Origin of the sequence: Variovorax endophyticus (assembly GCF_025376855.1) — a bacterium.
GTDB lineage: Bacteria > Pseudomonadota > Gammaproteobacteria > Burkholderiales > Burkholderiaceae_C > Variovorax.
In genome coordinates this window covers 82,608-105,188 of the sequence record NZ_JAHUTH010000022.1, presented here as the reverse complement: position 1 = coordinate 105,188, position 22,581 = coordinate 82,608, and the positions used below count along the sequence as shown (strand labels likewise).

At 70.5% G+C, this 22,581-nt stretch carries 24 protein-coding genes; 16 read left to right on the top strand and 8 right to left on the bottom strand.

Going from position 1 to position 22,581, the window contains the following annotated elements; translation table 11 throughout:
• Nucleotides 1-33: 33 nt before the first annotated feature.
• The gene (gene kefF, locus KV106_RS26150; RefSeq protein ID WP_261213483.1) at nucleotides 34-750 is read left to right on the top strand and encodes a glutathione-regulated potassium-efflux system oxidoreductase KefF; all 717 of its coding nucleotides are present in this window, start codon (nucleotides 34-36) and stop codon (nucleotides 748-750) included.
• Entirely contained in the window at nucleotides 751-2,601 is a 1,851-nt protein-coding gene (gene kefC, locus KV106_RS26145; RefSeq protein WP_057596458.1) for a glutathione-regulated potassium-efflux system protein KefC, read from the top strand.
• On the opposite strand, the gene KV106_RS26140 is transcribed toward kefC, so the two are convergent.
• On the bottom strand, nucleotides 2,598-3,548 hold the full coding sequence (locus KV106_RS26140; RefSeq protein ID WP_261213482.1) for a M14 family metallopeptidase: 951 nt from the start codon (nucleotides 3,546-3,548) through the stop codon (nucleotides 2,598-2,600). The genes kefC and KV106_RS26140 overlap by 4 nt on opposite strands.
• The gene (locus tag KV106_RS26135; RefSeq protein WP_057596456.1) at nucleotides 3,545-4,540 is read right to left on the bottom strand and encodes a Bug family tripartite tricarboxylate transporter substrate binding protein; all 996 of its coding nucleotides are present in this window, start codon (nucleotides 4,538-4,540) and stop codon (nucleotides 3,545-3,547) included. Before KV106_RS26135 ends, KV106_RS26140 begins: the two co-directional genes overlap by 4 nt.
• 134 nt (nucleotides 4,541-4,674) lie before the next feature.
• Between KV106_RS26135 and KV106_RS26130 the strand changes: the two genes are divergently transcribed.
• Nucleotides 4,675-5,562 (top strand): MurR/RpiR family transcriptional regulator, encoded by an 888-nt coding sequence (locus tag KV106_RS26130; RefSeq protein ID WP_261213479.1) that lies wholly within the window; start codon nucleotides 4,675-4,677, stop codon nucleotides 5,560-5,562.
• Here KV106_RS26130 and KV106_RS26125 read toward each other — a convergent pair whose 3' ends face one another.
• Nucleotides 5,563-6,441, bottom strand: a complete 879-nt coding sequence (locus tag KV106_RS26125) for an amidohydrolase family protein (protein WP_057596454.1) — start codon at nucleotides 6,439-6,441, stop codon at nucleotides 5,563-5,565.
• Between the two features lie 103 nt (nucleotides 6,442-6,544).
• Here KV106_RS26125 and KV106_RS26120 point away from each other — a divergent pair, with 103 nt between their 5' ends.
• From KV106_RS26120 to KV106_RS26100, 5 genes are all read left to right on the top strand, one after another.
• On the top strand, nucleotides 6,545-7,318 hold the full coding sequence (locus KV106_RS26120; RefSeq protein ID WP_057596453.1) for a crotonase/enoyl-CoA hydratase family protein: 774 nt from the start codon (nucleotides 6,545-6,547) through the stop codon (nucleotides 7,316-7,318).
• Nucleotides 7,319-7,364: 46 nt separating this feature from the next.
• Complete coding sequence (locus KV106_RS26115) at nucleotides 7,365-9,224, top strand: feruloyl-CoA synthase (RefSeq protein ID WP_261213477.1); 1,860 nt, start codon at nucleotides 7,365-7,367, stop codon at nucleotides 9,222-9,224.
• A gap of 31 nt (nucleotides 9,225-9,255) precedes the next feature.
• A complete protein-coding gene (locus KV106_RS26110) occupies nucleotides 9,256-10,020 on the top strand; it encodes an SDR family NAD(P)-dependent oxidoreductase (RefSeq protein WP_261213475.1) in 765 nt (254 codons plus the stop codon).
• A 29-nt stretch (nucleotides 10,021-10,049) separates the two neighbouring features.
• On the top strand, nucleotides 10,050-11,045 hold the full coding sequence (locus KV106_RS26105; RefSeq protein WP_093347478.1) for a Bug family tripartite tricarboxylate transporter substrate binding protein: 996 nt from the start codon (nucleotides 10,050-10,052) through the stop codon (nucleotides 11,043-11,045).
• A 73-nt stretch (nucleotides 11,046-11,118) separates the two neighbouring features.
• Nucleotides 11,119-11,619, top strand: coding sequence for a MarR family winged helix-turn-helix transcriptional regulator (locus tag KV106_RS26100; RefSeq protein WP_057596449.1), 501 nt, complete (start codon nucleotides 11,119-11,121; stop codon nucleotides 11,617-11,619).
• 17 nt (nucleotides 11,620-11,636) lie between these two features.
• On the opposite strand, the gene KV106_RS26095 is transcribed toward KV106_RS26100, so the two are convergent.
• The gene (locus KV106_RS26095) at nucleotides 11,637-12,302 is read right to left on the bottom strand and encodes a TetR/AcrR family transcriptional regulator (RefSeq protein WP_057596448.1); all 666 of its coding nucleotides are present in this window, start codon (nucleotides 12,300-12,302) and stop codon (nucleotides 11,637-11,639) included.
• 160 nt (nucleotides 12,303-12,462) lie between these two features.
• On the opposite strand from KV106_RS26095, the gene KV106_RS26090 reads away from it, so the two are divergent.
• The 5 genes from KV106_RS26090 to KV106_RS26070 all read left to right on the top strand — a co-directional run bounded on the left by KV106_RS26090 (nucleotide 12,463) and on the right by KV106_RS26070 (nucleotide 15,900).
• Entirely contained in the window at nucleotides 12,463-12,888 is a 426-nt protein-coding gene (locus KV106_RS26090) for a VOC family protein (protein ID WP_261213468.1), read from the top strand.
• Between the two features lie 45 nt (nucleotides 12,889-12,933).
• Nucleotides 12,934-13,470: an SRPBCC family protein gene (locus KV106_RS26085; RefSeq protein ID WP_057596446.1), complete on the top strand. Its 537-nt coding sequence runs from the start codon at nucleotides 12,934-12,936 to the stop codon at nucleotides 13,468-13,470.
• A gap of 49 nt (nucleotides 13,471-13,519) precedes the next feature.
• Complete coding sequence (locus tag KV106_RS26080; protein WP_261213465.1) at nucleotides 13,520-13,939, top strand: VOC family protein; 420 nt, start codon at nucleotides 13,520-13,522, stop codon at nucleotides 13,937-13,939.
• 61 nt (nucleotides 13,940-14,000) lie between these two features.
• On the top strand, nucleotides 14,001-15,476 hold the full coding sequence (locus KV106_RS26075; RefSeq protein ID WP_261213463.1) for a DHA2 family efflux MFS transporter permease subunit: 1,476 nt from the start codon (nucleotides 14,001-14,003) through the stop codon (nucleotides 15,474-15,476).
• A gap of 64 nt (nucleotides 15,477-15,540) precedes the next feature.
• Nucleotides 15,541-15,900, top strand: coding sequence for a DUF1428 domain-containing protein (locus KV106_RS26070; protein ID WP_057596612.1), 360 nt, complete (start codon nucleotides 15,541-15,543; stop codon nucleotides 15,898-15,900).
• A 16-nt stretch (nucleotides 15,901-15,916) separates the two neighbouring features.
• On the opposite strand, the gene KV106_RS26065 is transcribed toward KV106_RS26070, so the two are convergent.
• The 3 genes from KV106_RS26065 to KV106_RS26055 form a co-directional block, all read right to left on the bottom strand.
• Entirely contained in the window at nucleotides 15,917-16,678 is a 762-nt protein-coding gene (locus tag KV106_RS26065; RefSeq protein ID WP_261213461.1) for a sulfite exporter TauE/SafE family protein, read from the bottom strand.
• 241 nt (nucleotides 16,679-16,919) lie between these two features.
• Nucleotides 16,920-17,384: a nuclear transport factor 2 family protein gene (locus KV106_RS26060; RefSeq protein WP_261213459.1), complete on the bottom strand. Its 465-nt coding sequence runs from the start codon at nucleotides 17,382-17,384 to the stop codon at nucleotides 16,920-16,922.
• Between the two features lie 29 nt (nucleotides 17,385-17,413).
• Nucleotides 17,414-18,289 (bottom strand): intradiol ring-cleavage dioxygenase, encoded by an 876-nt coding sequence (locus tag KV106_RS26055; protein ID WP_261213457.1) that lies wholly within the window; start codon nucleotides 18,287-18,289, stop codon nucleotides 17,414-17,416.
• A 163-nt stretch (nucleotides 18,290-18,452) separates the two neighbouring features.
• On the opposite strand from KV106_RS26055, the gene KV106_RS26050 reads away from it, so the two are divergent.
• Both KV106_RS26050 and KV106_RS26045 read left to right on the top strand, forming a co-directional pair.
• The gene (locus KV106_RS26050) at nucleotides 18,453-19,385 is read left to right on the top strand and encodes a LysR family transcriptional regulator (protein WP_057596609.1); all 933 of its coding nucleotides are present in this window, start codon (nucleotides 18,453-18,455) and stop codon (nucleotides 19,383-19,385) included.
• A gap of 152 nt (nucleotides 19,386-19,537) precedes the next feature.
• A complete protein-coding gene (locus KV106_RS26045; RefSeq protein ID WP_261213455.1) occupies nucleotides 19,538-20,002 on the top strand; it encodes a DoxX family protein in 465 nt (154 codons plus the stop codon).
• A gap of 12 nt (nucleotides 20,003-20,014) precedes the next feature.
• Here KV106_RS26045 and KV106_RS26040 read toward each other — a convergent pair whose 3' ends face one another.
• Nucleotides 20,015-20,761, bottom strand: a complete 747-nt coding sequence (locus KV106_RS26040; RefSeq protein ID WP_261213454.1) for a Crp/Fnr family transcriptional regulator — start codon at nucleotides 20,759-20,761, stop codon at nucleotides 20,015-20,017.
• A gap of 53 nt (nucleotides 20,762-20,814) precedes the next feature.
• Between KV106_RS26040 and KV106_RS26035 the strand changes: the two genes are divergently transcribed.
• Nucleotides 20,815-22,458 (top strand): adenylate/guanylate cyclase domain-containing protein, encoded by a 1,644-nt coding sequence (locus KV106_RS26035; protein ID WP_261213453.1) that lies wholly within the window; start codon nucleotides 20,815-20,817, stop codon nucleotides 22,456-22,458.
• Nucleotides 22,459-22,581 lie beyond the last annotated feature (123 nt).

Here is a 22,581-nt window from a genome sequence, read left to right as displayed (position 1 = left end):
CCCAAAATCCCGGGACTGCGCTATGTTCGCGGGATGACGACAACAACATCCACGGGAACCCCTCAGGGTGGAGGCACCTACGTGCTCGCCGCCCATCCGCACTGGCGCGATTCGCGCGTGAACCGCCGGCTGCTGGCCGCGGCGCGCGCGGTGCCGGGCGTCGATGTCAACGACCTCTACGGCACCTACCCCGATTACGCGATCGACGTCGAGGCTGAGCAGCGGCGCCTCGAGCGCGCGCAGCTGGTGGTGCTGCTGCATCCGATCCAGTGGTACTCGATGCCGGCGCTGCAGAAGCTCTGGGTCGACGAGGTGCTGGCCTACGGCTGGGCCTACGGCCCGGAGGGCATCGCGCTGCAAGGCAAGGACCTGTGGCTGGTCGCCACCACCGGCAGCCCCGAGAGCAGCTACCACCCGCAGGGCTACCACCGCTATTTCTTCGACGCCTTCCTGCCGCCCTACGAGCAGACCGCCGCGCTGTGCGGCATGCGCTTCCTGCCGCCGCTGATCTTCCATGGCGCGCGCAGCGCCGCCGAGGCCGAGGTGGCCGCGCACGTCGAGGTCTTTGCCCAGCGCCTGGGCAGCTACCCCGACTGGCCCGAGATGGACGAGCTCGACGCCTGCGTGGCCTGCCCGGTGCCAGAGAGCGACCGGCCGGCCGAATCGGACGACATCGGCAAGGTGGTCGAGCGGGTGTTCCACACCACCATGAGCCGCCGGCTGGCCGCCACGACCGGCGGGAGCGCCTGAATGGAGCACGCGCCCGCCTGGCTGACCAACAGCCTGATCTACCTGAGCGCCGCCGTGCTGGTGGTGCCGCTGTCCAAGGCCCTGGGCCTCGGTTCCATCATCGGCTACCTGGTGGCCGGCATCGCCATCGGCCCGTGGGGGCTGGGGCTGGTGTCGCGCGTGGAGGACGTGCTGCACTTCGCCGAGTTCGGCGTGGTGCTGATGCTGTTCCTGGTCGGCCTCGAGCTCGAGCCCAAGCGGCTGTGGAACCTGCGCCGGCCGATCTTCGGCTGGGGCACGGCGCAGGTGCTCAGCTGCGCCGCGGTGCTGTTCGCGATCGGCTGCGCTGTCGGCGCGCCCTGGCGCGTGTCGCTGGTGGCGGCGCTGGGGCTGGCGCTGTCCTCGACCGCGATCGCGCTGCAGGTGTTCGGCGAACGCAACCTGCTGCGCACGCCGAGCGGCCAGGCCGGCTTCTCGATCCTGCTGTTCCAGGACGTCGCGGCGATCCCGATCCTCGCCATCCTGCCGCTGTTGGCCGGCGCCACCGCGGCCGAGCAGTCGATGGGCGGCCTCGACCGCCTGCTCGAGGGCCTGAAGATCTTCGGCGTGATCGGCGGCATCGTGCTCGGCGGCCGGCTCGCGTTGCGCCCGGTGCTGCGCTGGATCGCGCGCAGCGACACGCCCGAGATCTTCACCGCCGCCGCGCTGCTGCTGGTGGTGGCGATCGCGGCGCTGATGCAGTTCGTCGGCCTGTCGATGGCGCTGGGCGCCTTCCTCGCGGGCGTGCTGCTGGCCGAGAGCGAATACCGGCGCGAGCTCGAGACCGACATCGAGCCCTTCAAGGGCCTCTTGCTCGGGCTGTTCTTCATCGCCGTGGGCATGACGATCGATTTCGGCGTGCTGCTCGCGAGCCCCTGGATCATGGCGATGCTGGTGGTCGGCTTCATGGCCATCAAGCTGGTGGTGATCTACGCGCTGGCCAAGGCGATGGGGCTGGCCTACCAGGAGCGCCCGGTGTTCACGCTGCTGCTGGCGCAGGGCGGCGAATTCGCCTTCGTGGTGTTCCAGTCGGCCGGGCCCGATGTGCTGCCGCCGCAGGTCACCTCGCTCCTGATCGGCGCGGTCGCGCTGTCGATGCTGCTGTCGCCGCTCCTGCTGGTGCTGCTCGACCGCTACCTGCTGCCGCGCTACAGCCGCTCCGGCGGGCCGCAGCTCGAGGAGATCTCGGAGCAGCAGGACGCCAAGGTGCTGATCTGCGGCTTCGGCCGCTATGGCCAGATCGTGGGCCGCATGCTGATGTCGCAGGGACTGCAGGTGACGGTGCTCGACCACGATGCCGACAACGTCGAGGGCCTGCGCGAATTCGGCTTCCGTGTGTTCTACGGCGATGCCACGCGCCTCGACCTGCTGCGCACCGCGGGCGCCGGCACGGCCAAGGCCGTGGTGGTGGCGGTCGACGACATCGAGCAGTCGCTGGAGATCGTCGACCTGTTCCGCGAGAACTTCCCGCAGACGCGGATCATCGCGCGGGCGCGCAACGTGAGCCACCTGTTCCAGCTGCGCGACCGCGGCGTGACGCTGGTCGAGCGCGAGGTCTTCGAGTCCTCGCTGCGCAGCGCGCGCTCGGTGCTCGAGGTGCTGGGCTGGCCCGCGCACGAGGCGCGCGAATCGAGCATGCGTTTCCGCGAGCGCAACCTCAAGCTCACCGACGAGATCTACCCGCACTACAAGGACCGCGCGAAGCTGATCGCGGTCAACAAGGCGGGCCGCCAGCAGTTCGAGGAGCAGATGGCGCGCGAGCGCGAGGAGCGCAAGCGGCGCGCCGGGAACGACTGGGACCGGCAGGAGGAGGACGAGGAGCGGGTGCCTTAGACCGGCACCGTCAGGTACACGCCCTCGCGGCCCACCAGCGCCGCGCGCGTGGGCATGAAGACCGTGCAGCCGTCGCAGGGCGAACGGATCTCCTGCCCCGCGTCGACCGCGATCAGCTCGCCCCGGTCGAAGGTCTCGAAGCCCAGCAGCGGCCGCGTGAAGGCGAAGCTCTCGGTCTTCACCATGTGCACCTCGAGCAGGCGGAAGCGGCGCGCGGGCGCGGCGGGCGCCTGCGGGGCCACCGGATCGACCAGCCCGAGATGCGCGAGAAAACGCCGCGTCACGTCGACCGCGAGCTCGGCGGCCGAGCGGCTGAAGTGCTGGCCGCACTCCACCACGACGGCTGCGCCATTTCCCTCGACTTCACCGTGGCGGCCGTAGCCGATCACGCCGGTGCCCGGCGCCGCGCCCGCGGGCATCACCAGGTGCACCAGCGGCGCGCCCACGGCCAGCGCCAGCCGCGCATTGCGCTCGAGCTCCGGATAGACCCAGAAGGGCTGCACCGGCGCGCGCGTCGAATGGATGTCGAGCACGTAGTCGGCCGCATCGAGCACCGGCCGCAGCTCGCGCGCGCGGCGCAGCTCGGGGCTGTTCTCGTTGCCGTCGAGCAGCGCGGGCGTCCAGATGCGGTTGAGGTTGTGCACCAGCTGGCGGTTCTCGTAGGGCCGCTCGATGTCGAAGGCCTCGTAGGCTTCGACGTTGGCGAAGCTCACGGTCAGCGTGCCGATCTTCGGTCGCACGCCGCGGTCGAGCAGGTCGGAGGCCGCCACCATGCCGCAGATCTCGTTGCCGTGCGTCAGCGCATTGACCAGCACATGCGGCCCGGGCCGGCCCGATTCGAAACGATGGACGTAGTCGATGCCGGTGTTGCCCGCGCGGTAGGCCGAGAGGTCGCGCGGCAGCACCTCGAGCGGCGCGGTGTCGGGGGTGAACGAGGACGCGCTCATTCGCCGCGGATCCCCGCGCGCTTCACCATCTCGCCGTACAGCGCGAGACGCTCCGACATCATGGCCGTGAACTGCGCGGGCGACTGCTGCTCGGGCGTGAGCGAACCACGCGACTCCAGCGCCTCGACCATGGAAGGCTGGTCGGCCACCGAGCGCACGGCCTTGTGCAGGGTGGCGATCACGTCGCCCGGCGTCTTCGCGGGCGCGGCCAGGCCGATCCACGAGGTGGTGTTGAGCACCGGATAGCCGAGCTCCGCGAAGGTCGGCACGTCGGGCAGCGCCGCGACGCGCGCCGGCGCGGCCACCGCGAGCGCGCGCAGCTTGCCGGCCTGGATGTGCGGCAGGAAGGGCGCGAGGTTGTCGAGGCCGAACTGCACCTCGTTCGAGATCAGCGCCGTGACCAGCGGCCCGCCGCCGCGGTACGGCACGTGCGTGGCATTGAGCTGCAGCTGCGACTTCATCAGCTCGACGTTGAGCTGGCCCATGCTGCCGGGCCCGGCGCTGCAGAAGTTGAGCTCGCCGGGGCGGGCCTTCAGCAGCGCGACGAATTCCTTGAAGTTCTTCGCGGGCACGGCCGGGTTCACCAGCAGCACGTTGATCGAGCGCGCGAGCTGGCTGATGGAGGCGAAGTCCTTGATCGGGTCGTAGCCGGGGTTGGCCTGCGTGAGCGGATTCGCGAGGTGCGAGCTCTGCGACGAGACCACCAGCGTGTAGCCGTCGGGCTTGGCGCGCGCCACCTGCGCGCTGGCGATCGAGCCGCCCGCGCCGCCGCGGTTGTCGATCACCACCGGCGCGCCCAGCGCCTTGGCGAGCGGGTCGGCATAGAGCCGCGCGATCAGGTCCACCGAGCCGCCGGCCGGAAACGGCACCACCAGCGTGACCGGACGCGACGGATAGGCCTGCGCATGCGCCGCCAGCGGCAGCGCGGCCGCGAGGCCCGCGCCCAGGAAGGTGCGGCGGCGCAGCGCGGAGGCGGAAAGGGGGAAGGTCATGGAAGCGTCCTGGAATCGGGAAGGGATGGGGCCTGAATGTGCGCGCATTCTTGCAAGAACGTCACATTTTTGCAATAACCATTGCAAAATCGAAGCCCATCGCGCCCACCGCGCGGGCAGAATGCCCGGCGACCATGAACCTCAACCAACGCATCTCGGGCTATGGCCGCAAGCTCACCAAGAGCGAGCAGCGGCTGATCGAGGAACTGCAGACGCGCTATCCCCAGGGCCTGCTCGAATCTGCAACGAGCCTTGCAAAGAAGGTGGGCACCAGCGCCTCGACCGTGGTGCGGCTGCTCGCCAAGCTCGGCTATCCCAGCTACGCGGAAGCGCAGCTCGAGGCCCGCTCCGAGGTCACGGCGCGGCTGGCCTCGCCCGCCACGCGCGCCGATGCCGTGATCGTCGACGACGCCTCGGTGCGCACCTGCCTGGCCAACGCGCTGCTGCACGACCAGCACAACCTGAGCTCGACCTTCGCGGCCATCGATCCCGTGGCCTTCGAGGCCGCCGTGCGGCTGCTGGTGCAGCGCAAGGCGCGCGTGCACGTGCTGGGCCACCGGCATGCCGCCGCCATCGCGGGCCACCTGGCGCTGCACCTGAACCTGTGCCTGCCCGAGGTGCGGCCGCTGGCCGGCACGGCGGCGCTGCCGCTCGAGGACCAGTTGTTGTGGGTCGGCGAGAACGACGTGCTGCTGGCGGTCACCTTCAGGCGCCACTCGCTGGCCACGGCGCGCGCGGCGGCCTACTTCCGCGAACGCGGCGCGAAGGTGATCGTGATCACCGACAGCCCCTCGGCGGCCGCGGCCGCCTCGGCCGACCATCTGATGCTGGTGCGCACCTCGAGCGCCTCGCCCTTCGATTCCTACACGGCCGCCTTTTCGCTGTGCAATGCGCTGGTCACCGCGGTCGTGCAGCGGCGCAGGAAGGAGCTGGGCGCCGCGCTCGAACGCGGCGACGCCCTGTGGGAGCAGCACTGGAACGACGCCGCCGCGCCGGCGGGCCCGGCGCGCAAGGCGGACTGATCAGGCCGCAGCGGCGGCGTCGAGCCGCAGCAGCCGCACCGCGTTGCCCTTCAAGATGCCCGGCATCACCTCGGGCTTGAAGCCCGCGACCTCGAAGTCCTTCATCCAGCGCTCGGGCGTGATCAGCGGGTAGTCGCTGCCGAACAGCACGCGGTCCTTCAGCAGCGTGTTGGCGTACTGCACCAGCTGCTTCGGAAAGTACTTGGGGCTCCAGCCCGAGAGGTCGATCCAGACGTTGGGCTTGTGCGTGGCCACGCTCAGTGCCTCGTCCTGCCAGGGGAAGCTGGGGTGCGCCATCACGATCTGCATGTCGGGGAAGGCGATCGCCACGTCGTCCAGGTGCATCGGATTGCTGTACTCGAGCCGCAGGCCGCCGCCGCAGCGCATGCCCGAGCCGATGCCGCTGTGGCCGGTGTGGAAGATCGCGGGCATGCCGTACTCGGCCACCACCTCGTAGAGCGGCCAGGCCATGCGGTCGTAGGGATGGAAGGCCTGCACCGTCGGGTGGAACTTGAAGCCCTTGACGCCGTGCTCCTCGATCAGCCGCCGCGCCTCGCGCGCGCCCATCTTTCCCTTGTGCGGATCGATGCTCGCGAAGGCGATCATCATGTCGGCGTTCTTCTGCGCCGCCTCGGCGATCTCCTCGTTCGGGATGCGCCGCCGGCCCATGTTCGACTCGGCGTCGACCATGAACATCACCAGCCCCAGCTTGCGCTCGCGGTAGTAGGCCACCGTCTCCTCGATCGTCGGGCGGCGGTTCGAGCCGAAGTACTTGTCGGCCGCGCGGTCGTACTCCTCGCCGTAGTTGTCGAACGGGTTCCAGCAGCTCACCTCGGCATGGGTGTGGATATCGATCGCGATCAGGTTCTGGTGGTCCACTTCATCGTCTCCTTTACGGGAAAGTCCCTAGTCCGCGGCATCGTCGAATGCCTTGAATTGATTATTTCACATAACCATAATCCGCTTCAATCCCGAACGCAACATGACCTCTTCCGACCTCCACATCGAACTCCGCGACGACGTCGCCATCATTCGCCTGACGCGCGGCGCCAAGCGCAACGCGCTGTCGGACGGCCTGATCCTCGCGCTGCGCGATGCCTTCCAGAACCTGCCCGCCAGCGTGGGCGCGGCCGTGATCGACGGCGAGGGCCCGCACTTCTGCGCCGGCCTCGACCTGAGCGAACTCAAGGAGCGCGACGCGGGCCAGGGCCTCGCCCATTCGCGCCTGTGGCATGCGGCGCTGGACTGCATCGAGAAGGGCCCGGTGCCGGTGATCGCCGCGCTGCACGGCGCGGTGGTCGGCGGCGGGCTCGAGCTCGCGAGCGCCTGCCACATCCGCGTGGCCGACCGCAGCACCTTCTATGCGCTGCCCGAGGGCTCGCGCGGCATCTTCGTGGGCGGCGGCGGCTCGGTGCGCATCCCCAGGCTGATCGGCGTGGCGCGCATGACCGACATGATGATGACCGGCCGCGTCTACAACGCCGAGGAAGGCGAGCGCGCCAACTTCGCGCAGTACCTGGTCGACGAGGGCACGGCCTTCGACAAGGCCTTCGAGCTCGCGAAGCGCGTGGCCACCAACGCGCCGCTCACCAACTACGCGCTGATGCACGCGCTGCCGCGCATCGCCGAGCAGCCGGCCGACCACGGCTTCTTCACCGAGGCGCTGATGTCCGGCATCGTGCAGGCCGCGCCCGAGGCCAAGCAGCGCGTGCGCGACTTCCTCGAAGGCCGCGGCGCCAAGGTCAGCAAGGGCTGAGGCCCTCTTCATTCATTCACTCATCCACTCACGCACGGGCGCCCCGATGACGGCCATCCAATACCGACCGCTCGCCTTCGGCGTCACGCGCGCGCTGCTGCGCGACGGCGCGCCGGGCACGCAGTACCTGCGCGCGGAAACGCCGCTTCGCCCCTACCGCGAGCGCATGACCGACCGGCTGCACCACTGGGCCGAGGCCGCGCCCGAGCGCACCTTCATCGCGCGCCGCGCGCGGCTGCCCGACGGCGGCACCGGCGACTGGCTGCGCGTGAGCTATGCCGAGGCGCTGCACAAGGCGCGCGCGATCGGCCAGGCCCTGCTCGCGCGCGGCCTCGATGCCGAGCGCCCGGTGGCCATCCTCAGCGAGAACGGCATCGAGCACGCGCTGCTCGCGCTCGGCTGCCTCTACGCGGGCGTGCCCTATTGCCCGGTCTCGCCGCCCTACTCGCTCGTGAGCCAGGACTTCGACAAGCTGCGCCATGTGCTGGCCACGCTCACGCCGGGCCTGGTGTTCGCGGCCGACGCCGCGCGCTATGCCCGCGCGATCGAGGCCACGCTGCCGGCCGATGCCGGCGTCGAGATCGTGCTGGCCGAAGGCGAGCTGCCCGGGCGCGCCACCACCTCGTTCGACGCGCTCGCGGCAACGGTGCCCACGCCCGCCATCGACGCCGCGATGCAGGCCACCGGCCCCGACACCATCACCAAGTTCCTGTTCACCTCGGGCTCGACCAAGATGCCCAAGGCGGTGGTCAACACGCACCGCATGTGGTGCGCCAACCAGCAGCAGCTGCGCCAGTCGATCCCGGCGCTGGGCGACGAGCCGCCGGTGCTGGTCGACTGGCTGCCGTGGAACCACACCTTCGGCGGCAACCACAACGTGGGCATCGTGCTCGACAACGGCGGCACGCTCTACATCGACGAGGGCAAGCCCACGCCCACCGGCATGGCCGAGACGCTGCGCAACCTGCGCGAGGTCGCGCCCACCATCTACTTCAACGTGCCGACCGGCTTCGAGGCGATCGCGCACGCGATGGAGACAGACCCGGTGCTACGGCGCAACCTGCTGTCGCGCGTGAAGATGTTCTTCTACTCGGGTGCGGCGCTGTCGCAGCCGGTCTGGGACAGCCTGCACCGCACCCAGGAGGCCGAGGTCGGCGAGCGCATCGTGATGGGCACCGGCCTGGGCATGACCGAATCGGGGCCGTTCGCGCTCTACGTGACCGGCCCCGACGTGAAGTCGGGCGACGTCGGCCTGCCCGCGGCGGGCATCGAGCTCAAGCTGATCGAGGTCGACGGCAAGACCGAGGTGCGCTATCGCGGTCCCAACATCACGCCCGGCTACTGGCGCGCGCCGGAGGCCACGGCCGAGGCCTTCGACGAGGAAGGCTTCTTCTCGACCGGCGACGCGGTCAAGTGGATCGACGACGCCGACATCCACCGCGGCCTGCGCTTCGACGGCCGCATCGCCGAGGACTTCAAGCTCGCCACCGGCACCTTCGTGAGCGTGGGCCCGCTGCGCGCGAAGATCGCGACGGCCGGCTCGCCCTATGTGCAGGACGCGGTGCTGACCGGCATCAACCTCAAGGAGGTCGGCGCGCTGGTCTTCCCTACGCAGAAGGTGCGCCAGCTCGCGGGCCTCGACGCCGGCGCGAGCATGCGGCAGGTGCTCGAGAGCGCGCCGGTGCAGGCGCACTTCCAGCAGGTGCTGGACCAGCTCGCGGCCGCGAGCACCGGCAGCGCCAACCGCATCGCGCGGCTGCACCTGATGAGCGAGCCGCCCTCGATCGACAAGGGCGAGATCACCGACAAGGGCTCGATCAACCAGCGCGCCGTGCTCAAGCACCGCGCCGCGCTGGTCGAGGCGCTGCACGACGGCACGCTGCCCTTCACCTTGCGGCCGCGCTGAGGCTTTTTTTTCCATCTCTGGAGACGAACCCATGAAGATCGAAGGACAGGCCGCGCTCGTGACCGGCGGCGCATCGGGCCTCGGCGAGGCCACCGCGCGCGAACTCGCGCGCCTGGGCGCGAAGGTGGCGCTGCTCGACCGCAATGCCGAGCTGGCCGCGAAGGTCGCGGACCAGATCTGCGGCATCGCCTGCGCCTGCGACATCACCGATGCCGCGAGCGTGAGCGCCGCGCTCGACCGGGCCGAGGCCGCGCATGGCCCGGCGCGCATCCTGATGAACGTGGCCGGCATCGGCAGCGCGAAACGCATCGTCGGCAAGGACGGCAACCCGGCGCCGCTCGAGGACTTCGTGCGCGTGGTCAACGTCAACCTGATCGGCAGCTACAACATGGCGCGCCTGTTCGCCGCGCGCTGCGCGAAGCTAGCGGCGCTCGCCAACGGCGAGAAGGGCGTGATGCTGTTCACCGCCTCGGTCGCGGCCTTCGACGGCCAGGTCGGCCAGCAGGCCTACAGCGCCTCGAAGGGCGGGCTGGTCGGCATGACCCTGCCGATGGCGCGCGACCTCGCGCAGCACGCGATCCGCGTGTGCACCGTCGCGCCCGGGCTGTTCGCCACGCCGCTGCTGCTCGAGCTGCCCGAGCCGGTGCAGCAGTCGCTCGCGGCCTCGATCCCGTTCCCGCCGCGGCTGGGCCAGCCCTCGGAATTCGCCGAGCTGGCCTGCCACGTCGTGACCAACGGCCACCTCAACGGCGAGGTGATCCGCCTCGACGGCGCACTGCGCATGGCGCCGCGATAAGCCCCAGCAACACCACCGGAGACAAGACCATGACCAACCGACGTCAGTTCGTGACGGCGCTCGGCGGCGCAGCCGCGCTCGGCGCCCTGCAGCATCCCCTGGCCGCGCTGGCCGAGATCGTCGCCCAGCAGGTAAAGATCTACTACGGCTTCCCGGCCGGCAGCGCGGGCGACAGCGTGGCCCGTCGCGTGGCCGACAAGCTCGGCGGCACCGACTTCACGAAGCTCAACCCCGTGGTCGAGAACAAGCCCGGCGCGGGCGGGCGCATCGCGCTCGACTCGCTCAAGAGCGCGCCGGCCGACGGCTCGGTGCTCGCGCTCTCGCAGGCCTCGGCGCTGTCGACCTATCCCTACATCTACAGCAAGCTGAGCTACGGCCTGGCCGACTTCGCACCGGTCTCGATCGGCGCGGTGATGACGCACGGCCTGGCGGTCGGCCCGATGGTGCCTGCCAGCGTGAAGACGCTGAAGGACTACGTGGCCTGGGCCAAGGCCAACCCGGGCCAGGCCAGCTACGGCTCGCCGGGCGCGGGCTCCACGCCGCACTTCCTCGGCGCGCTGCTGGGCCTCAACAGCGGCGCCGACCTGCGCCACGTGCCCTACCGCGGCTCGCTGCCGGCGGTCAACGACGTGGTGGGCGGCCAGATCGCCTCGAGCCTCACGCCCAGCGGCGACTACCTGCCCTTCGTCAAGGCCAACAAGCTGCGCGTGCTCGCCACCTCGGGCGCCCAGCGCGCCGCCTACCTGCCCGAGGTGCCGACCTTCGCCGAGCAGGGCTTCCCCGAGCTGGTGGCCGACGAGTGGTTCGGCTTCTTCGCGCCCGCGAAGACGCCCGCGCCGGTGATCGCCGCCGCGAGCGGCGCGATCCAGGCCGCGCTCAAGGACAAGGCCGTGGCCGACGGCCTGCTGTCGGTGGGCCTGATCGCGCAGGGCTCCACGCCCGAGGAGATGCGCCGGTCGCTGCAGTCCGAATACGAGCGCTGGGGCCCGCTGGTGAAGAAGATCGGCTTCACCGCGGAGTCCTGAGCCGGCGCCGGGCTGTCGCCAAGTCGCCACCGGCCCGGCCCTTCGGGGCCCCGCTCGCGGTTACGCTTGCGGCATGCCCACCTCCCCGAAATCCGCCAACCCCAAGGGCGCGAAGAGCGACGCGGCCGCCGCGCCGCTCGGCAGGACGGACCGCCTCGACGCGCGCGTGCTCGAGACCCTGGTCGGCTACAACGCGCGCCGCGCCTGGCTGGTGGTGAGCGCGCTGTTCGCCAAGCGCATGGCGGCCTTCAAGCTCAAGCAGATCGACTTTTCGGTGCTCTCGCTGCTGGCGCACAACCCGGGCGCCACCTCGCGCCAGATCTGCAGCACGCTCGACATCCTGCCGCCCAACCTCGTGAGCCTGGTGGCCGAGCTCGACGCGCGCGCGCTGATCGAGCGCAAGCCGCATCCGCACGATGGCCGCGCGGTCGGCCTGCATCTCACGCCGGCCGGCGAGGCGCTCGTGCGCGAGGCCGAGCAGGCCGTGATCCAGCTCGAGCTCGATGCCAGCGCGCGGCTCAGCGCGCGCGAGCGCGAGACGCTGATCAAGCTGCTGCAGAAGGTCTATCTCTGAGCCTCTGAGCGCCGCGCCTACTGCAGGCCCAGCTCCACCATCTCCAGCAGCCGCAGCGTCAGCGGCTCCAGCACCGACGGGTCGGCCTCCTTGAGCGGGCCCTCGATGATCAGCAGCGCGAGCCCGTGCACCGCCGACCAGGCCAGGTATTCGGCATTCGGGCGCCGTGCCGGATCGAGCGCGCCGGCCTCCACCAGCCGGTCCAGGCCCGAGCCCAGCAGCTGGAACGGGTCCATGCCGCTCGCGCCCGCGCTCGAGGGGCCGATGGTGCCGCGCGCCTCGTCGGAAGAGATCACGAAGGCGGTGCGGAACAGCCCCGGCTCGTCCTGCGCGAAACGCAGGTAGCCCGAGCCGATCGCCCGCACCCAGGCGCGCGCGTAGTCGGCCGGCGGCTGGTCGTGCGAGATCGCACCGAGTTCCTTCTCCATCGAACGCGCCGCGGCCGACAGCGCGGCGCCGCGCACCGCCAGCAGCAGTTCGTGCCGGCTCGCGAAGTGGCGGTAGGCCGCGTTGGGCACCACGCCCACGCGGCGCGTGGCCTCGCGCAGCACCACGGCATCGGGGCCGCCGTCGCGCGCCAGTTCGATGCCCGCGTCCAGCAAGGCCCGGCGCAGGTCGCCGTGGCGGTAGGTGGAGCGCGAGGGCGGCGCGGATTCGGCGGCGATGGCGGCGTTGCGGACCATTTCCTTCTTTCTCGGACTACGATTTTTCGATGTGGACAGTGTCCATTATCTTTGCTATTCTTTGTGGACGGTGTACACAAAGTAGTGCCATCGTATTCGCCAGGGCCTTTTTCGCCCAACGGCGCCCACGGAATAACCGCACCAGCGAAAAGGAATTGCCATGAAAGTCCAGTCCTATCTCTCGTTCGAAGGCCGCTGCGACGAGGCCATCGCGTTCTACGGGAAGGCGCTCGGCGCCGAGGTCGTGCAGCTCATGCGCTACAGCGACGCCCCCGCCGACATGCCGCCCGACGCGGACGGCTGCGCCGGCGCCATGCCCGGTCCCGACAAGGTCATGCATGCGGTGCTGCGCATCGGCGAGACCGAGCTCATGGCCTCCGACGGCCGCTGCTCGGGCCAGGCCGAGTTCAAGGGAATCATGCTGGCGATCACCGCGCCCACCGAGGCCGACGCGCGCAAGTGGTTCAACGCGCTGGCCGACGGCGGCCAGGTGATGCAGCCGCTGATCCCCACCTTCTTCTCGCCGGGCTTCGGCATGGTCGGCGACCGCTTCGGCGTGGGCTGGATGGTGGTGGTCGGCCACTGAAGCCACGCCCCGCAAGACCCCGCGCCCTTTCCTCCCCGGAGCTCCATGTTCAAGAAAATCGCCCTCCTCCTCGTCGTGCTGATCGCCGGCGTCCTGCTGTACGCGGCCACGCGCCCCGACAGCTTCCGCGTCGAGCGGAGCACGCGCATCCAGGCACCGCCCGAGCGGATCGCGCCGCTGGTCGCCGACTTCCACCGCTGGAGCGAGTGGTCGCCCTACGAGAAGCTCGATCCGGCCATGAAGCGCAGCTTCGGCGGCGCCGCCAGCGGCCCGGGCGCGACCTACGCCTGGGAAGGCAACGACAAGGCCGGCGCCGGCCGCATGGAGATCCTCGAGGCCTCGCCCACCAAGGTCTCGATCAAGCTCGACTTCCTCAAGCCCTTCGAGGCCCGCAACACCGCCGACTTCAGCTTCCAGCCGCAGGGCGACGCGACCCAGGTCACCTGGGCCATGCACGGCCCGGCGCCCTACATCTCCAAGCTCATGGGCCTCGTCTTCGACATGGACACCCTGATCGGCAAGGACTTCGAAGCCGGCCTCGCCAACCTCAAGACCGCGGCCGAGAAGCCGGCGGGATCCTGAGCCTGTCCCCCTCCCGTTCTCCCATCCACCCACTCACGAAGGAACTCCCATGTCGCTCCTCAACGCCTATCTCACCTTCGACGGCAACGCGGCCGAGGCCATGCGCTTCTACGAGAAGACGCTCGGCGGAAAAATGGAAATGCTCATGACCGTGGGCGACAGCCCCGAGGCCGCCGACATGCCGCCCGAGGCCGCGAGCCGCCTGATGCACGCCAGCCTCGTGGTCGGCGACAGCACGCTCATGGCCTCCGACAGCATGCCGGGCATGCCGTACGAAGGCATGAAGGGCTTCGGCGTCGCGCTCAACTACCCGACGGTCGCCGAGGCGAAGCGCGTGTTCGACGCCTTCGCCGAAGGCGGCCAGGTCGGCATGCCGTTCGAGAAGACCTTCTGGGTCGAGGGCTTCGGCATGGTGACCGACCGCTACGGCACGCCCTGGCTGATCAACGGCGGCGCCTCCCTCGTCTGACGAAGAACGCCACAACCATCCGCCGGGCGGCGCGCCGCCCGGCCCCTGAGGAATCCTTTCCATGACCGAATCCCTCGACAACCGCAAGCGCTGGCTCGCCCTGATGGTGCTGTGCCTGGGCGTGCTGATGATCGTGCTCGACACCACCATCGTGAACGTCGCGCTGCCCTCGATCCGCACCGACCTCGGCTTCACCGAGACCTCGCTGGTGTGGGTCGTCAATGCCTACATGCTGACCTTCGGCGGCTTCCTGCTGCTGGGCGGGCGGCTCGGCGACCTCTACGGCCACCGCCGCGTCTTCCTCGCCGGGCTGGTACTGTTCACGCTGGCCTCGCTGGCCTGCGGCATCTCGACCACGCAGGGCCTGCTGATCGCCGCGCGCGCGGTACAGGGCCTGGGCGGCGCGATCGTGTCGGCCGTCTCGCTGTCGCTGATCATGAACCTCTTCACCGAGCCGGCCGACCGCGCCAAGGCGATGGGCGTCTACGGCTTCGTCTGCGCCGGCGGCGGCAGCATCGGCGTGCTGCTCGGCGGCCTGCTCACCAGCTCGCTGAGCTGGCACTGGATCTTCCTGGTCAACCTGCCGATCGGCGTGGCCGTGTACGCGCTGTGCATCGCGCTCTTGCCGAGCGCGCGCGGCCAGGCCCATGGCGAGAAGCTCGACGTTGCCGGCGCGGTCACGGTCACGCTGTCGCTGATGCTCGCGGTCTACGGCGTGGTCAACGGCAACGAGGCCGGCTGGCGCTCGGCGCAGACGCTGGGCCTGCTCGGCACCGCGGTCGCGCTGCTCGCGATCTTCATCGCCATCGAGGCCAGGGTGAAGCATCCGCTGATGCCGCTGGGCCTGTTCCGGCTGCGCAGCGTCTCGGTCTCGAACGTGGTGGGCGTGCTGTGGGCCGCGGCGATGTTCGCCTGGTTCTTCATCTCGGCGCTCTACATGCAGCTGGTGCTCGCCTACACGCCGATGCAGATCGGCCTGGCCTTCCTGCCGGCCAACGTCATCATGGCCGTGTTCTCGCTCGGGCTGTCGGCGAAGATCGTGATGCGCTTCGGCATCCGCCGCCCGCTCGCGGCGGGCCTGTGGCTCGCGGCCATCGGACTGGCGCTGTTCGCGCGCGCCCCGGTCGACGGCCGCTTCGCGATCGACGTGCTGCCCGGCATGCTGCTGCTGGGCCTGGGCGCCGGCATGGCCTTCAACCCGCTGCTGCTGGCCGCGATGAGCGAGGTGAGCCCTAGCGAATCGGGCCTGGCCTCGGGCGTTGTCAACACCGCCTTCATGATGGGCGGCGCGCTGGGCCTGGCGGTGCTCGCGAGCATCGCGGCCGCGCAGACCGGCTCGATGCTCGCGGCCGGCGCGAGCACGCCGCTGGCGCTCACCGGCGGTTACCAGATGGCCTTTCTCGTCGGCGCCGTGTTCGCGGCGGTGGCGGGTTTGTTGGGCGCCCTGCTTCTTCGCTCCGCCATGCCGGGGCAGATGCACAACCACGAGGAAGCGGCGGGCCCCGGGAGCGCGGCGAATGGCGCGGCAACGTCCTGACGGGCTGCTGCTGGGCCGGCCGCCGTTTCTGTTTCTCTTTCCCTTCTTTTCAAGGAGTGTTCCCATGGCTCGCTATGTCGACGGTTTCATCGTGCCGATTCCCGCCAAGAACGTGGAGGCCTACCGCAAGGTGGCGCGCAAGGCCGGCAAGGTCTGGATGGAGTACGGCGCGCTCGAATACGTGGAGTGCGTCGCGGACGACGTCAAGCCCGGCAAGCTGACCTCGTTCCCGCAGAGCGTGAAGCTCAAGGCCGACGAGGTGGTCGCGTTCTCGTGGATCGTCTACAAGTCGCGCAAGCACCGCGACACGGTCAACGCCAAGGTGATGGCCGACCCGCGCATCGCGGCGATGGACCCGAAGACCATGCCCTTCGACGCCAGGCGGATGATCTTCGGCGGCTTCAAGTCGATCGTCGAATTCTGAGCGCCGCGGCGGGGACTCAGGCCGCCACGAAGCCGTCGTAGACGAGCTTGAGCCCCGTCAGCAGCATGCCCAGGTAGACGAAGCGGTAGAACCAGGTGGCGTCGATGCGCCGCGCGATGCGGATGCCGACCCACACGCCCAGCGGCGCGAAGGGCATCAGCGCCAGCGAGGTGGCCAGCGTGCGCAGGTCGATCAGGCCCAGCCATGCGTAGGGGATCCACTTGCTGAGGTTCACCACGAAGAAGAAGTAGGCCATGGTGGCCGTGAACACCACCGGCGACAGCCGCAGCGGGATCACGTAGGCATTGATCGGCGGCCCGCCCGCATGCGCGATGAAGCTCGTGAAGCCCGACACCGTGGTCAGCGCGGCGCCGATGCCGCGCGAGGGCAGCGGATCGTCCGGCTTGGGCGGGAACAGCACGCGCTGCGCCAGGAAGAGCAGCGTGAACACGCCCACAATGCCCGCCACCGTGTGCGCCGACAGCGCGCGGAACAGCATCGTGCCGATCACCGTGCCCAGCAGGCCGAAGGGGATCAGGAACTTCAGCAGCGAACGGTCGAAGTCGCGCCGGAAGGCCGCGAGCCCCAGCAGGTCCATCAGCAGCAGCAGCGGCATCAGGATCGCCGCGGCCTGCGGCACCGTGACCGCCAGCGCCATCAGCGGCACCGCGAGCGAACCGAAGCCGGCGCCGAAGCCGCTCTTGCTGATGCCGAGCAGCAGCACGGCGGGAATGGCGACCGCGTAGAAGTGCGGGTCGGTGATGAGGGGGAAGACCATGGGCAGGGAGGGCGCGCGAAAAAAAGCCCGTCGTCGCGGCGGGCCCCGGCGAGCGTAGCAGGAAGGCGCGCGGGCCGCTGCGGCCCCGATCCGGCCCGGCTCAGCGCTCGAGCGCGCCGCCCGCGAGCCAGCGCGCGCCGCGCTGGTAGAGCGCCTCGACCGCCGGGCCCTTGAGCATCGGCATGTCGAGCTTCACCGTGTAGCCGATGCGCTGCTGGATGTAGGCCAGGTGGCGGTAGCCCTAGGGCAGCTCGGCCAGCTTCGCGGCATCGAGCGTCACGGTGGCGGCCGGGTCGATCGGGTCGATGCGGTCCTTCTCGTAGATCGGCTGGCGGTGCAGCAGCTTCCACTGCCCCTCGTGCAGCACCACGAAGTCGTAGAAGCGGCCGGTGCACACCACGTCGCAGGGCACGCCCTCGACCGGGCCGCGCTGCGAGATCGTCATCTTGGTCTGCACGATGGCGCGCTCGCCCGCCAGCTCGATCGCCGAGCCGCCGAGGAAGTGCAGGATGCTCACGCCCTTGGCCCAGCCCTCCTGCGTGACGCGGATGAACTCGGAGAACGGCCCCTGGAACCAGGTCGCCATCATCACGCCCTCGGGATGCCACACGGTGGCGAAGCGCTCCCAGTCGCCGGCATCGCGCCAGACGGCCCAGCGTTCGATCATGCGGCGGATCAGCAGCTCCTGCTGCAGCGTGTCGTTCATTCCCTGCGTCTCCTGTCGGGGGGTGGATGTCATGCGGGCTGGGCCACGGCCTTCGCCGCACCGGTCGCCGGCGACGGCGCCAGCGGGTTCAGCACGAAGTCGAAATCGAGCCGCCAGCGGCCGTCGGCCTGCCGCGTCCAGGGCGCCACCAGCGATTCGCGCACCGCGAACACCGCATCGGAATCGAGCCATTGGTCGCCCTCGCGGAACACGTGGGTGATGAGCCGTTCGTAGCCCGGCGCCTGGATCATGAAGTGCAGGTGCGCGGGCCGCCACGGATGGCGCCTGGTGGCATCCAGCAGCTGGCCCACCGGGCCGTCGGTCGGGATCGGGTAGGCCTCGGCCAGCACGCTGCGGAAATGCAGCGCGCCGTCGGGCCCGGTGTGCAGGCGGCCGCGGTTCTCGGCATGGCCGAGCTCGGGACGCTGCACGTCGTAGTGCCCGCCCGCGTCGGCCTGCCACACGTCGACCACGGCACCGGCCACCGGCGCGCCGTCGAGGCCGCGCACGGTGACGCTGACGTCGCAGGGCTCGCCGGCCGCGCCGTTGGCCACGTCGTCGCCGTGCGCGTACTCGGGCGCGCCCTCGACGTAGAAGGGCCCGAACACCGTCGCCTCGGTGCAGCCCGCGGGCTTGTCGTTGTTCATCGCGATCGTGAGCATCGACAGCCCCAGCACGTCCGACAGCAGGATGAACTCCTGGCGCGTGTCGTCGCACATCCGGCCCGTGGCCGTCAGGTAGTCGATGCCCTGCTTCCACTCCGCCTCGGTCAGCTTCACCTCGCGCGCGAAGGCGTGCAGGTGCTGCACCAGGCTGGTCACGATCTCGTGCAGCCGCGGGTTCGGGGTGTCGGCGAAGCGCGCGAGCACGGCCTGGGTGATGTTGTCCTGGTTGAGATTGCGCATGGCGGCTGTCTCCATTCGTTCGAGGGGTTCGCCCGACTCTAGGCGGCGCACCGGCGGGCGCAAAGCACCTCGGCGCAAATGATTTTTCCGCCCAGCGGAACGGTCGACCCATCGCCTGGCACAAAATCGCCCAGCCCGAAAAAGACGCTCGCCGGAGACACCCATGGACCGCTGGACCGAAATCGCCCTGCTCGTGCAGATTGCCGACGCCGGCAGCCTGAGCCGCGCCGCCGAGGCGCTGGGGCTGTCGAACGCGGCCGCGAGCCGCCACCTGAGCGCGCTCGAGGCGCGGCTGGGCGCCCGGCTGGTCGAGCGCAACACGCGCCGGCTCTACCTGACCGACACCGGCCGCGAGTTCTGCGGCCGCGCGCGCACCATCCTGTCGGACCTCGAGGATGCCGAGACGGCCGTCAACGCCACCGCGCTGCAGCCCACGGGCACGCTGCGCATCACGGCCTCGCTGTCGTTCTCGATCCACCACATCGCGCCGCTGCTGCGCGAGTACACCCAGCGCTACCCCGGCGTGAAGGTGCACGTGGAGGCGGCCAACCGCTACTTCGACCTGATCGACAACAACATCGACGTGGCGATCCGCACGCGCGAGTACGAGCCCGATTCCAACGTGACGATCCGCCGCCTCGGCGAGACGCGGCGCATCCTCGCGGCCTCGCCGCGCTACTTCGCGCAGCACGGCTTCCCGAAGACGCTGGAGGAGCTGCTGCAGCACAAGCTCCTGATCTACACCTACGCCAACAACCCCAACGAGCTGCGCTTCACCGGCCGCGACGGCGAAGTCCGCACGGTGGCGGTGCAGGGGCTGCTCGAATCGAACGACGGCCAGGTGCTGCGCGCCGCGGCGCTCGACGGCATGGGGATCCTGGTGCAGCCCACCTACATCGTCTACGACGACATCGTGGCCGGCCGGCTGGTGCCCACGCTCGACGACTGGGACCTGCCGCACCTGCGCATCAACCTCGCCTACCCGAGCCGCAAGCACCTGTCGGCCAAGGTGCGCAGCTTCATCGACTTCATGGCGGCGCACTTCCACAAGATGGACTACGAGCGCAAGTGGACCGGACATTTCCTGGGCCGCTGATCCCCCGCCGCCGCCCCCGCCCGGCTTTCGCGAAAAAAGGTGCGTAAACGCACCGACCGGCCCGCCGCCCCCTGCGCACACTCGAAACGGACCTGCCCGCATCCCGCGGGCGGGCACTGTCTTTTTCCATCCTGACCGCTCGAGGAACCGCCATGAACACCCAGGCCGCCACCACGCATGCGCCGATCGCTTCGTCGTTCGCCGCCCCCACCCTCGCCAACGGCGACGACGCCGGCAAGCTGCTGCTGCGCGTCGCCATCGGCGTGCTCGTACTGCTGCACGGCATCTTCAAGCTCTCGGCCGGCGTCGGCTTCATCGGCGGCATGCTGGCCAAGTCCGGCCTGCCCGGCGGCCTGGCCTACCTGGTCTACGTCGGCGAGATCGTCGCGCCGCTGCTGCTGATCGCCGGCTTCTGGACCCGCGCCGCGGCCGCCGTGGTGGTGGTCAACATGCTGTTCGCCTTCGGCCTGGTGCACATGGGCGACTTCTTCGCGCTGACCAAGCAGGGCGGCTGGGCACTGGAACTGCAGGGCCTGTACCTGTTCGGCGCGCTCGCCGTGGTGCTGCTGGGCGCTGGCCGCTTCAGCGTGGGCGGCACGACCGGCCGCTGGAACTGAGCGCGCGCAGGCTCAGGACGCGTCGCCGCGCACCTGGGCCACCATCCGCTCCAATCGGCCGGCGTCTTCCAGCACCAGCGCGCGGCCGTCCTTGCGCAGCACGCCGCTGCGCACCAGCGCATTGAGCTCGCGCGTGACCTGCTCGCGGTTGGTGCTGATCTGGCTGGCCAGGGCCGCGTGGCGCGGCGCGGGCTCGAGCCGCGCCTGGTTGCCGTCGACGCCGGCGCCGCGTGCCAGCCGCAGCAGTTCGGCATGCAGCCGGTTCTGCACGCCCAGGGTGCTCAGGTCGATCACGCGTTCGCTGAGCTGGCGCACCAGCGCGGCCAGCCGCTGCATCACGCGCTCGGCCACCAGCGGCTCGTCGCGCAGCAGGGCCAGGAAGGCGGCGCGGTCGAGACTGGCGACCACGCAGGGTTCGAGCGTGACCACGTCGGCCGAGCGCGGCCCGCCGTCGATGGCGGCGATGTCGCCGAAATGCTCGCCGGCCTCGGAGTCGCGGAAGGTCACCTGGCGGCCGTTGGCCGAATAGGTGGTCACGCGCACGCGGCCCGAGACCAGCAGGAACACCTCGCCCTGCTGCTCGGCGCGCAGCAGCAGCGGCTTGGCGGCCGCCACGCTGTGCCACAGGCACTGCTGCGCGAGCTGGTCCAGGCGCTGGTCGGACAGCCCCGCGAGCAGCGCGATCTGGCGCAGCGCGAGGCTGGAACGCGGGGCGGCCGAAGCCGGGGCGGAAGACGGGGAAGGTGTGGTGGAGGCCATGCCGGGTCGGTGGGCGCCGCGCATTATGCTCGGGTGCCCTTCCGACCCGCCGCATGCAAAGACGTTCCCCATCCGCCCTGAGAACGCCCACGCGGCGCAACCTGCGCTGGGCCAGCGGGATCGTGCTGATGGCCTACGTCACGCTGCACCTGCTCAACCATGCGCTGGGCATCGCCTCCTTCGCCCGGGCCGAGGCGGTGCTCGACCAGTTGCGCGCCTTCTGGCACAGCCTGCCCGGCACCCTGCTGCTGTATGGCGCCGCGCTGGCGCACCTGGCGCTGGCCGTGGTCGCGTTGTGGGAGCGGCGCACGCTGCGCATGCCGCCGCTCGAGGGCCTGCGCGTGCTGCTGGGCTTCTCGCTGCCGCTGTTGCTGGCCGCCCACCTGACGGCGATGCGCGGCGCCCACACCCTCTACGGCATCGATGGCTCGTACGCGCGCGTGGTCTGGGGCCTGTGGGACCTGCCGGGCGCGAGCGCGCAGTTCGCGCTGATGCTCGCGGCCTGGGCGCACGGCTGCCTGGGCCTGCACTTCGCGCTGCGCGTGCAGCCCTGGTACCGCCGCTTCTCGCACCTGCTGCTGGCCATCGCCGTCGTGCTGCCGCTGCTGGCCGCCCTGGGCTTCGTCTCGATGGGGCGCGAGTTCCAGTGGACCGGCGTGCCGCCGACGGTGGTCCCGACTGCCGAGCAGTCACGCGCGCTCGGCGCGATCGAGCGCAACATCAAGCTCTTCTATGCACTGGCGCTGGCCGCGTTGCTGCTCGCGCGCTGGGGCCGCACGGCCTTCTATCGCTGGTCGGGCCGGCCCTCGGTCGCGCTGCGCTATCCCGAGCGCACGGTGCACGTGCCGCGCGGCTGGAGCGTGCTCGAGGCCAGCCGCTCGCACGGCATCGCCCACCTGTCGGCCTGCGGCGGCCGCGCGCGCTGCTCGACCTGCCGCGTGCGCGTGAACGGCCCGGCCGGCCACGTCGACCCGCCGGGCCGCGACGAGCAGCGCACGCTCGAACGCGTGCGCGCGCCGGCCGACGTACGCCTGGCCTGTCAGCTGCGCCCGCGCGGCGACATCGAGGTCACGCCGCTGTTCGCGCCGCGCCCCAACGAGGGCCGGCCCGCGCCCGTGGGCAGCTTCGGCCACGAGCGCGACGTGGCGATCCTGTTCGTCGACCTGCGGCGCTGGTCGGGGCTGTCGGAACGCCAGTGGCCCTTCGACCTCGCCTACGTGCTCGACCGCTACTTCGCCACCGTGGGCGCCGCCGTGCGCGAGGCCGGCGGCGTGCCCAACCAGTTCATCGGCGACAGCGTGATGGCGATCTTCGGCCTCGAGACCGACCTCGCCACCGCCTGCCGCCAGGCGCTGCGCGCCACCACGCTGATCGGCGAGCGCATGGACGCCTGGAGCGAGGGCTTCGAGGCCCAGTTCGGCCAGCGGCTGGACTTCGGCATGGGCCTGCACGCGGGCCGCGCCGCGGTCGGCGAGGTCGGCTACCTCGAGACCACCACCTTCACCGCGATCGGCGAGGTGGTCAACACCGCGAGCCGGCTGCAGGACCATTCGAAGAAGGCCTCGGCGCGGCTGGTGCTCTCGCTGTTCGCGGCGCAGCAGGCCGGCGCGGCCGAGGCGCTCGGCGCGCCCGAGATGCTCGCCGTGCGCGGGCGCACCGAGCCGCTGGCGGTGCTGTACGCGGCACGAACGGCCTGAGCCCTCATCCCCGTTTCTCCCCACTGCCAGTGGGGTTCACGGCCCGCGCGCGATCGATCGAAAGCAGTGCGCAAACGCACAGCGCGAACCACGATGCGGTTTCACACTGCATCCCGTGGCAAC

What these genes read in the sequence shown, in the direction of transcription:
- kefF (WP_261213483.1), top strand. Translation starts at nt 34, where the DNA reads ATGACGACAACAACATCCACGGGAACCCCTCAGGGTGGAGGCACCTAC.
- kefC (WP_057596458.1), top strand. Translation starts at nt 751, where the DNA reads ATGGAGCACGCGCCCGCCTGGCTGACCAACAGCCTGATCTACCTGAGC.
- KV106_RS26140 (WP_261213482.1), bottom strand. Translation starts at nt 3,548, where the DNA reads ATGAGCGCGTCCTCGTTCACCCCCGACACCGCGCCGCTCGAGGTGCTG.
- KV106_RS26135 (WP_057596456.1), bottom strand. Translation starts at nt 4,540, where the DNA reads ATGACCTTCCCCCTTTCCGCCTCCGCGCTGCGCCGCCGCACCTTCCTG.
- KV106_RS26130 (WP_261213479.1), top strand. Translation starts at nt 4,675, where the DNA reads ATGAACCTCAACCAACGCATCTCGGGCTATGGCCGCAAGCTCACCAAG.
- KV106_RS26120 (WP_057596453.1), top strand. Translation starts at nt 6,545, where the DNA reads ATGACCTCTTCCGACCTCCACATCGAACTCCGCGACGACGTCGCCATC.
- KV106_RS26115 (WP_261213477.1), top strand. Translation starts at nt 7,365, where the DNA reads ATGACGGCCATCCAATACCGACCGCTCGCCTTCGGCGTCACGCGCGCG.
- KV106_RS26110 (WP_261213475.1), top strand. Translation starts at nt 9,256, where the DNA reads ATGAAGATCGAAGGACAGGCCGCGCTCGTGACCGGCGGCGCATCGGGC.
- KV106_RS26105 (WP_093347478.1), top strand. Translation starts at nt 10,050, where the DNA reads ATGACCAACCGACGTCAGTTCGTGACGGCGCTCGGCGGCGCAGCCGCG.
- KV106_RS26100 (WP_057596449.1), top strand. Translation starts at nt 11,119, where the DNA reads ATGCCCACCTCCCCGAAATCCGCCAACCCCAAGGGCGCGAAGAGCGAC.
- KV106_RS26095 (WP_057596448.1), bottom strand. Translation starts at nt 12,302, where the DNA reads ATGGTCCGCAACGCCGCCATCGCCGCCGAATCCGCGCCGCCCTCGCGC.
- KV106_RS26090 (WP_261213468.1), top strand. Translation starts at nt 12,463, where the DNA reads ATGAAAGTCCAGTCCTATCTCTCGTTCGAAGGCCGCTGCGACGAGGCC.
- KV106_RS26085 (WP_057596446.1), top strand. Translation starts at nt 12,934, where the DNA reads ATGTTCAAGAAAATCGCCCTCCTCCTCGTCGTGCTGATCGCCGGCGTC.
- KV106_RS26080 (WP_261213465.1), top strand. Translation starts at nt 13,520, where the DNA reads ATGTCGCTCCTCAACGCCTATCTCACCTTCGACGGCAACGCGGCCGAG.
- KV106_RS26075 (WP_261213463.1), top strand. Translation starts at nt 14,001, where the DNA reads ATGACCGAATCCCTCGACAACCGCAAGCGCTGGCTCGCCCTGATGGTG.
- KV106_RS26070 (WP_057596612.1), top strand. Translation starts at nt 15,541, where the DNA reads ATGGCTCGCTATGTCGACGGTTTCATCGTGCCGATTCCCGCCAAGAAC.
- KV106_RS26065 (WP_261213461.1), bottom strand. Translation starts at nt 16,678, where the DNA reads ATGGTCTTCCCCCTCATCACCGACCCGCACTTCTACGCGGTCGCCATT.
- KV106_RS26060 (WP_261213459.1), bottom strand. Translation starts at nt 17,384, where the DNA reads ATGAACGACACGCTGCAGCAGGAGCTGCTGATCCGCCGCATGATCGAA.
- KV106_RS26055 (WP_261213457.1), bottom strand. Translation starts at nt 18,289, where the DNA reads ATGCGCAATCTCAACCAGGACAACATCACCCAGGCCGTGCTCGCGCGC.
- KV106_RS26050 (WP_057596609.1), top strand. Translation starts at nt 18,453, where the DNA reads ATGGACCGCTGGACCGAAATCGCCCTGCTCGTGCAGATTGCCGACGCC.
- KV106_RS26045 (WP_261213455.1), top strand. Translation starts at nt 19,538, where the DNA reads ATGAACACCCAGGCCGCCACCACGCATGCGCCGATCGCTTCGTCGTTC.
- KV106_RS26040 (WP_261213454.1), bottom strand. Translation starts at nt 20,761, where the DNA reads ATGGCCTCCACCACACCTTCCCCGTCTTCCGCCCCGGCTTCGGCCGCC.
- KV106_RS26035 (WP_261213453.1), top strand. Translation starts at nt 20,815, where the DNA reads ATGCAAAGACGTTCCCCATCCGCCCTGAGAACGCCCACGCGGCGCAAC.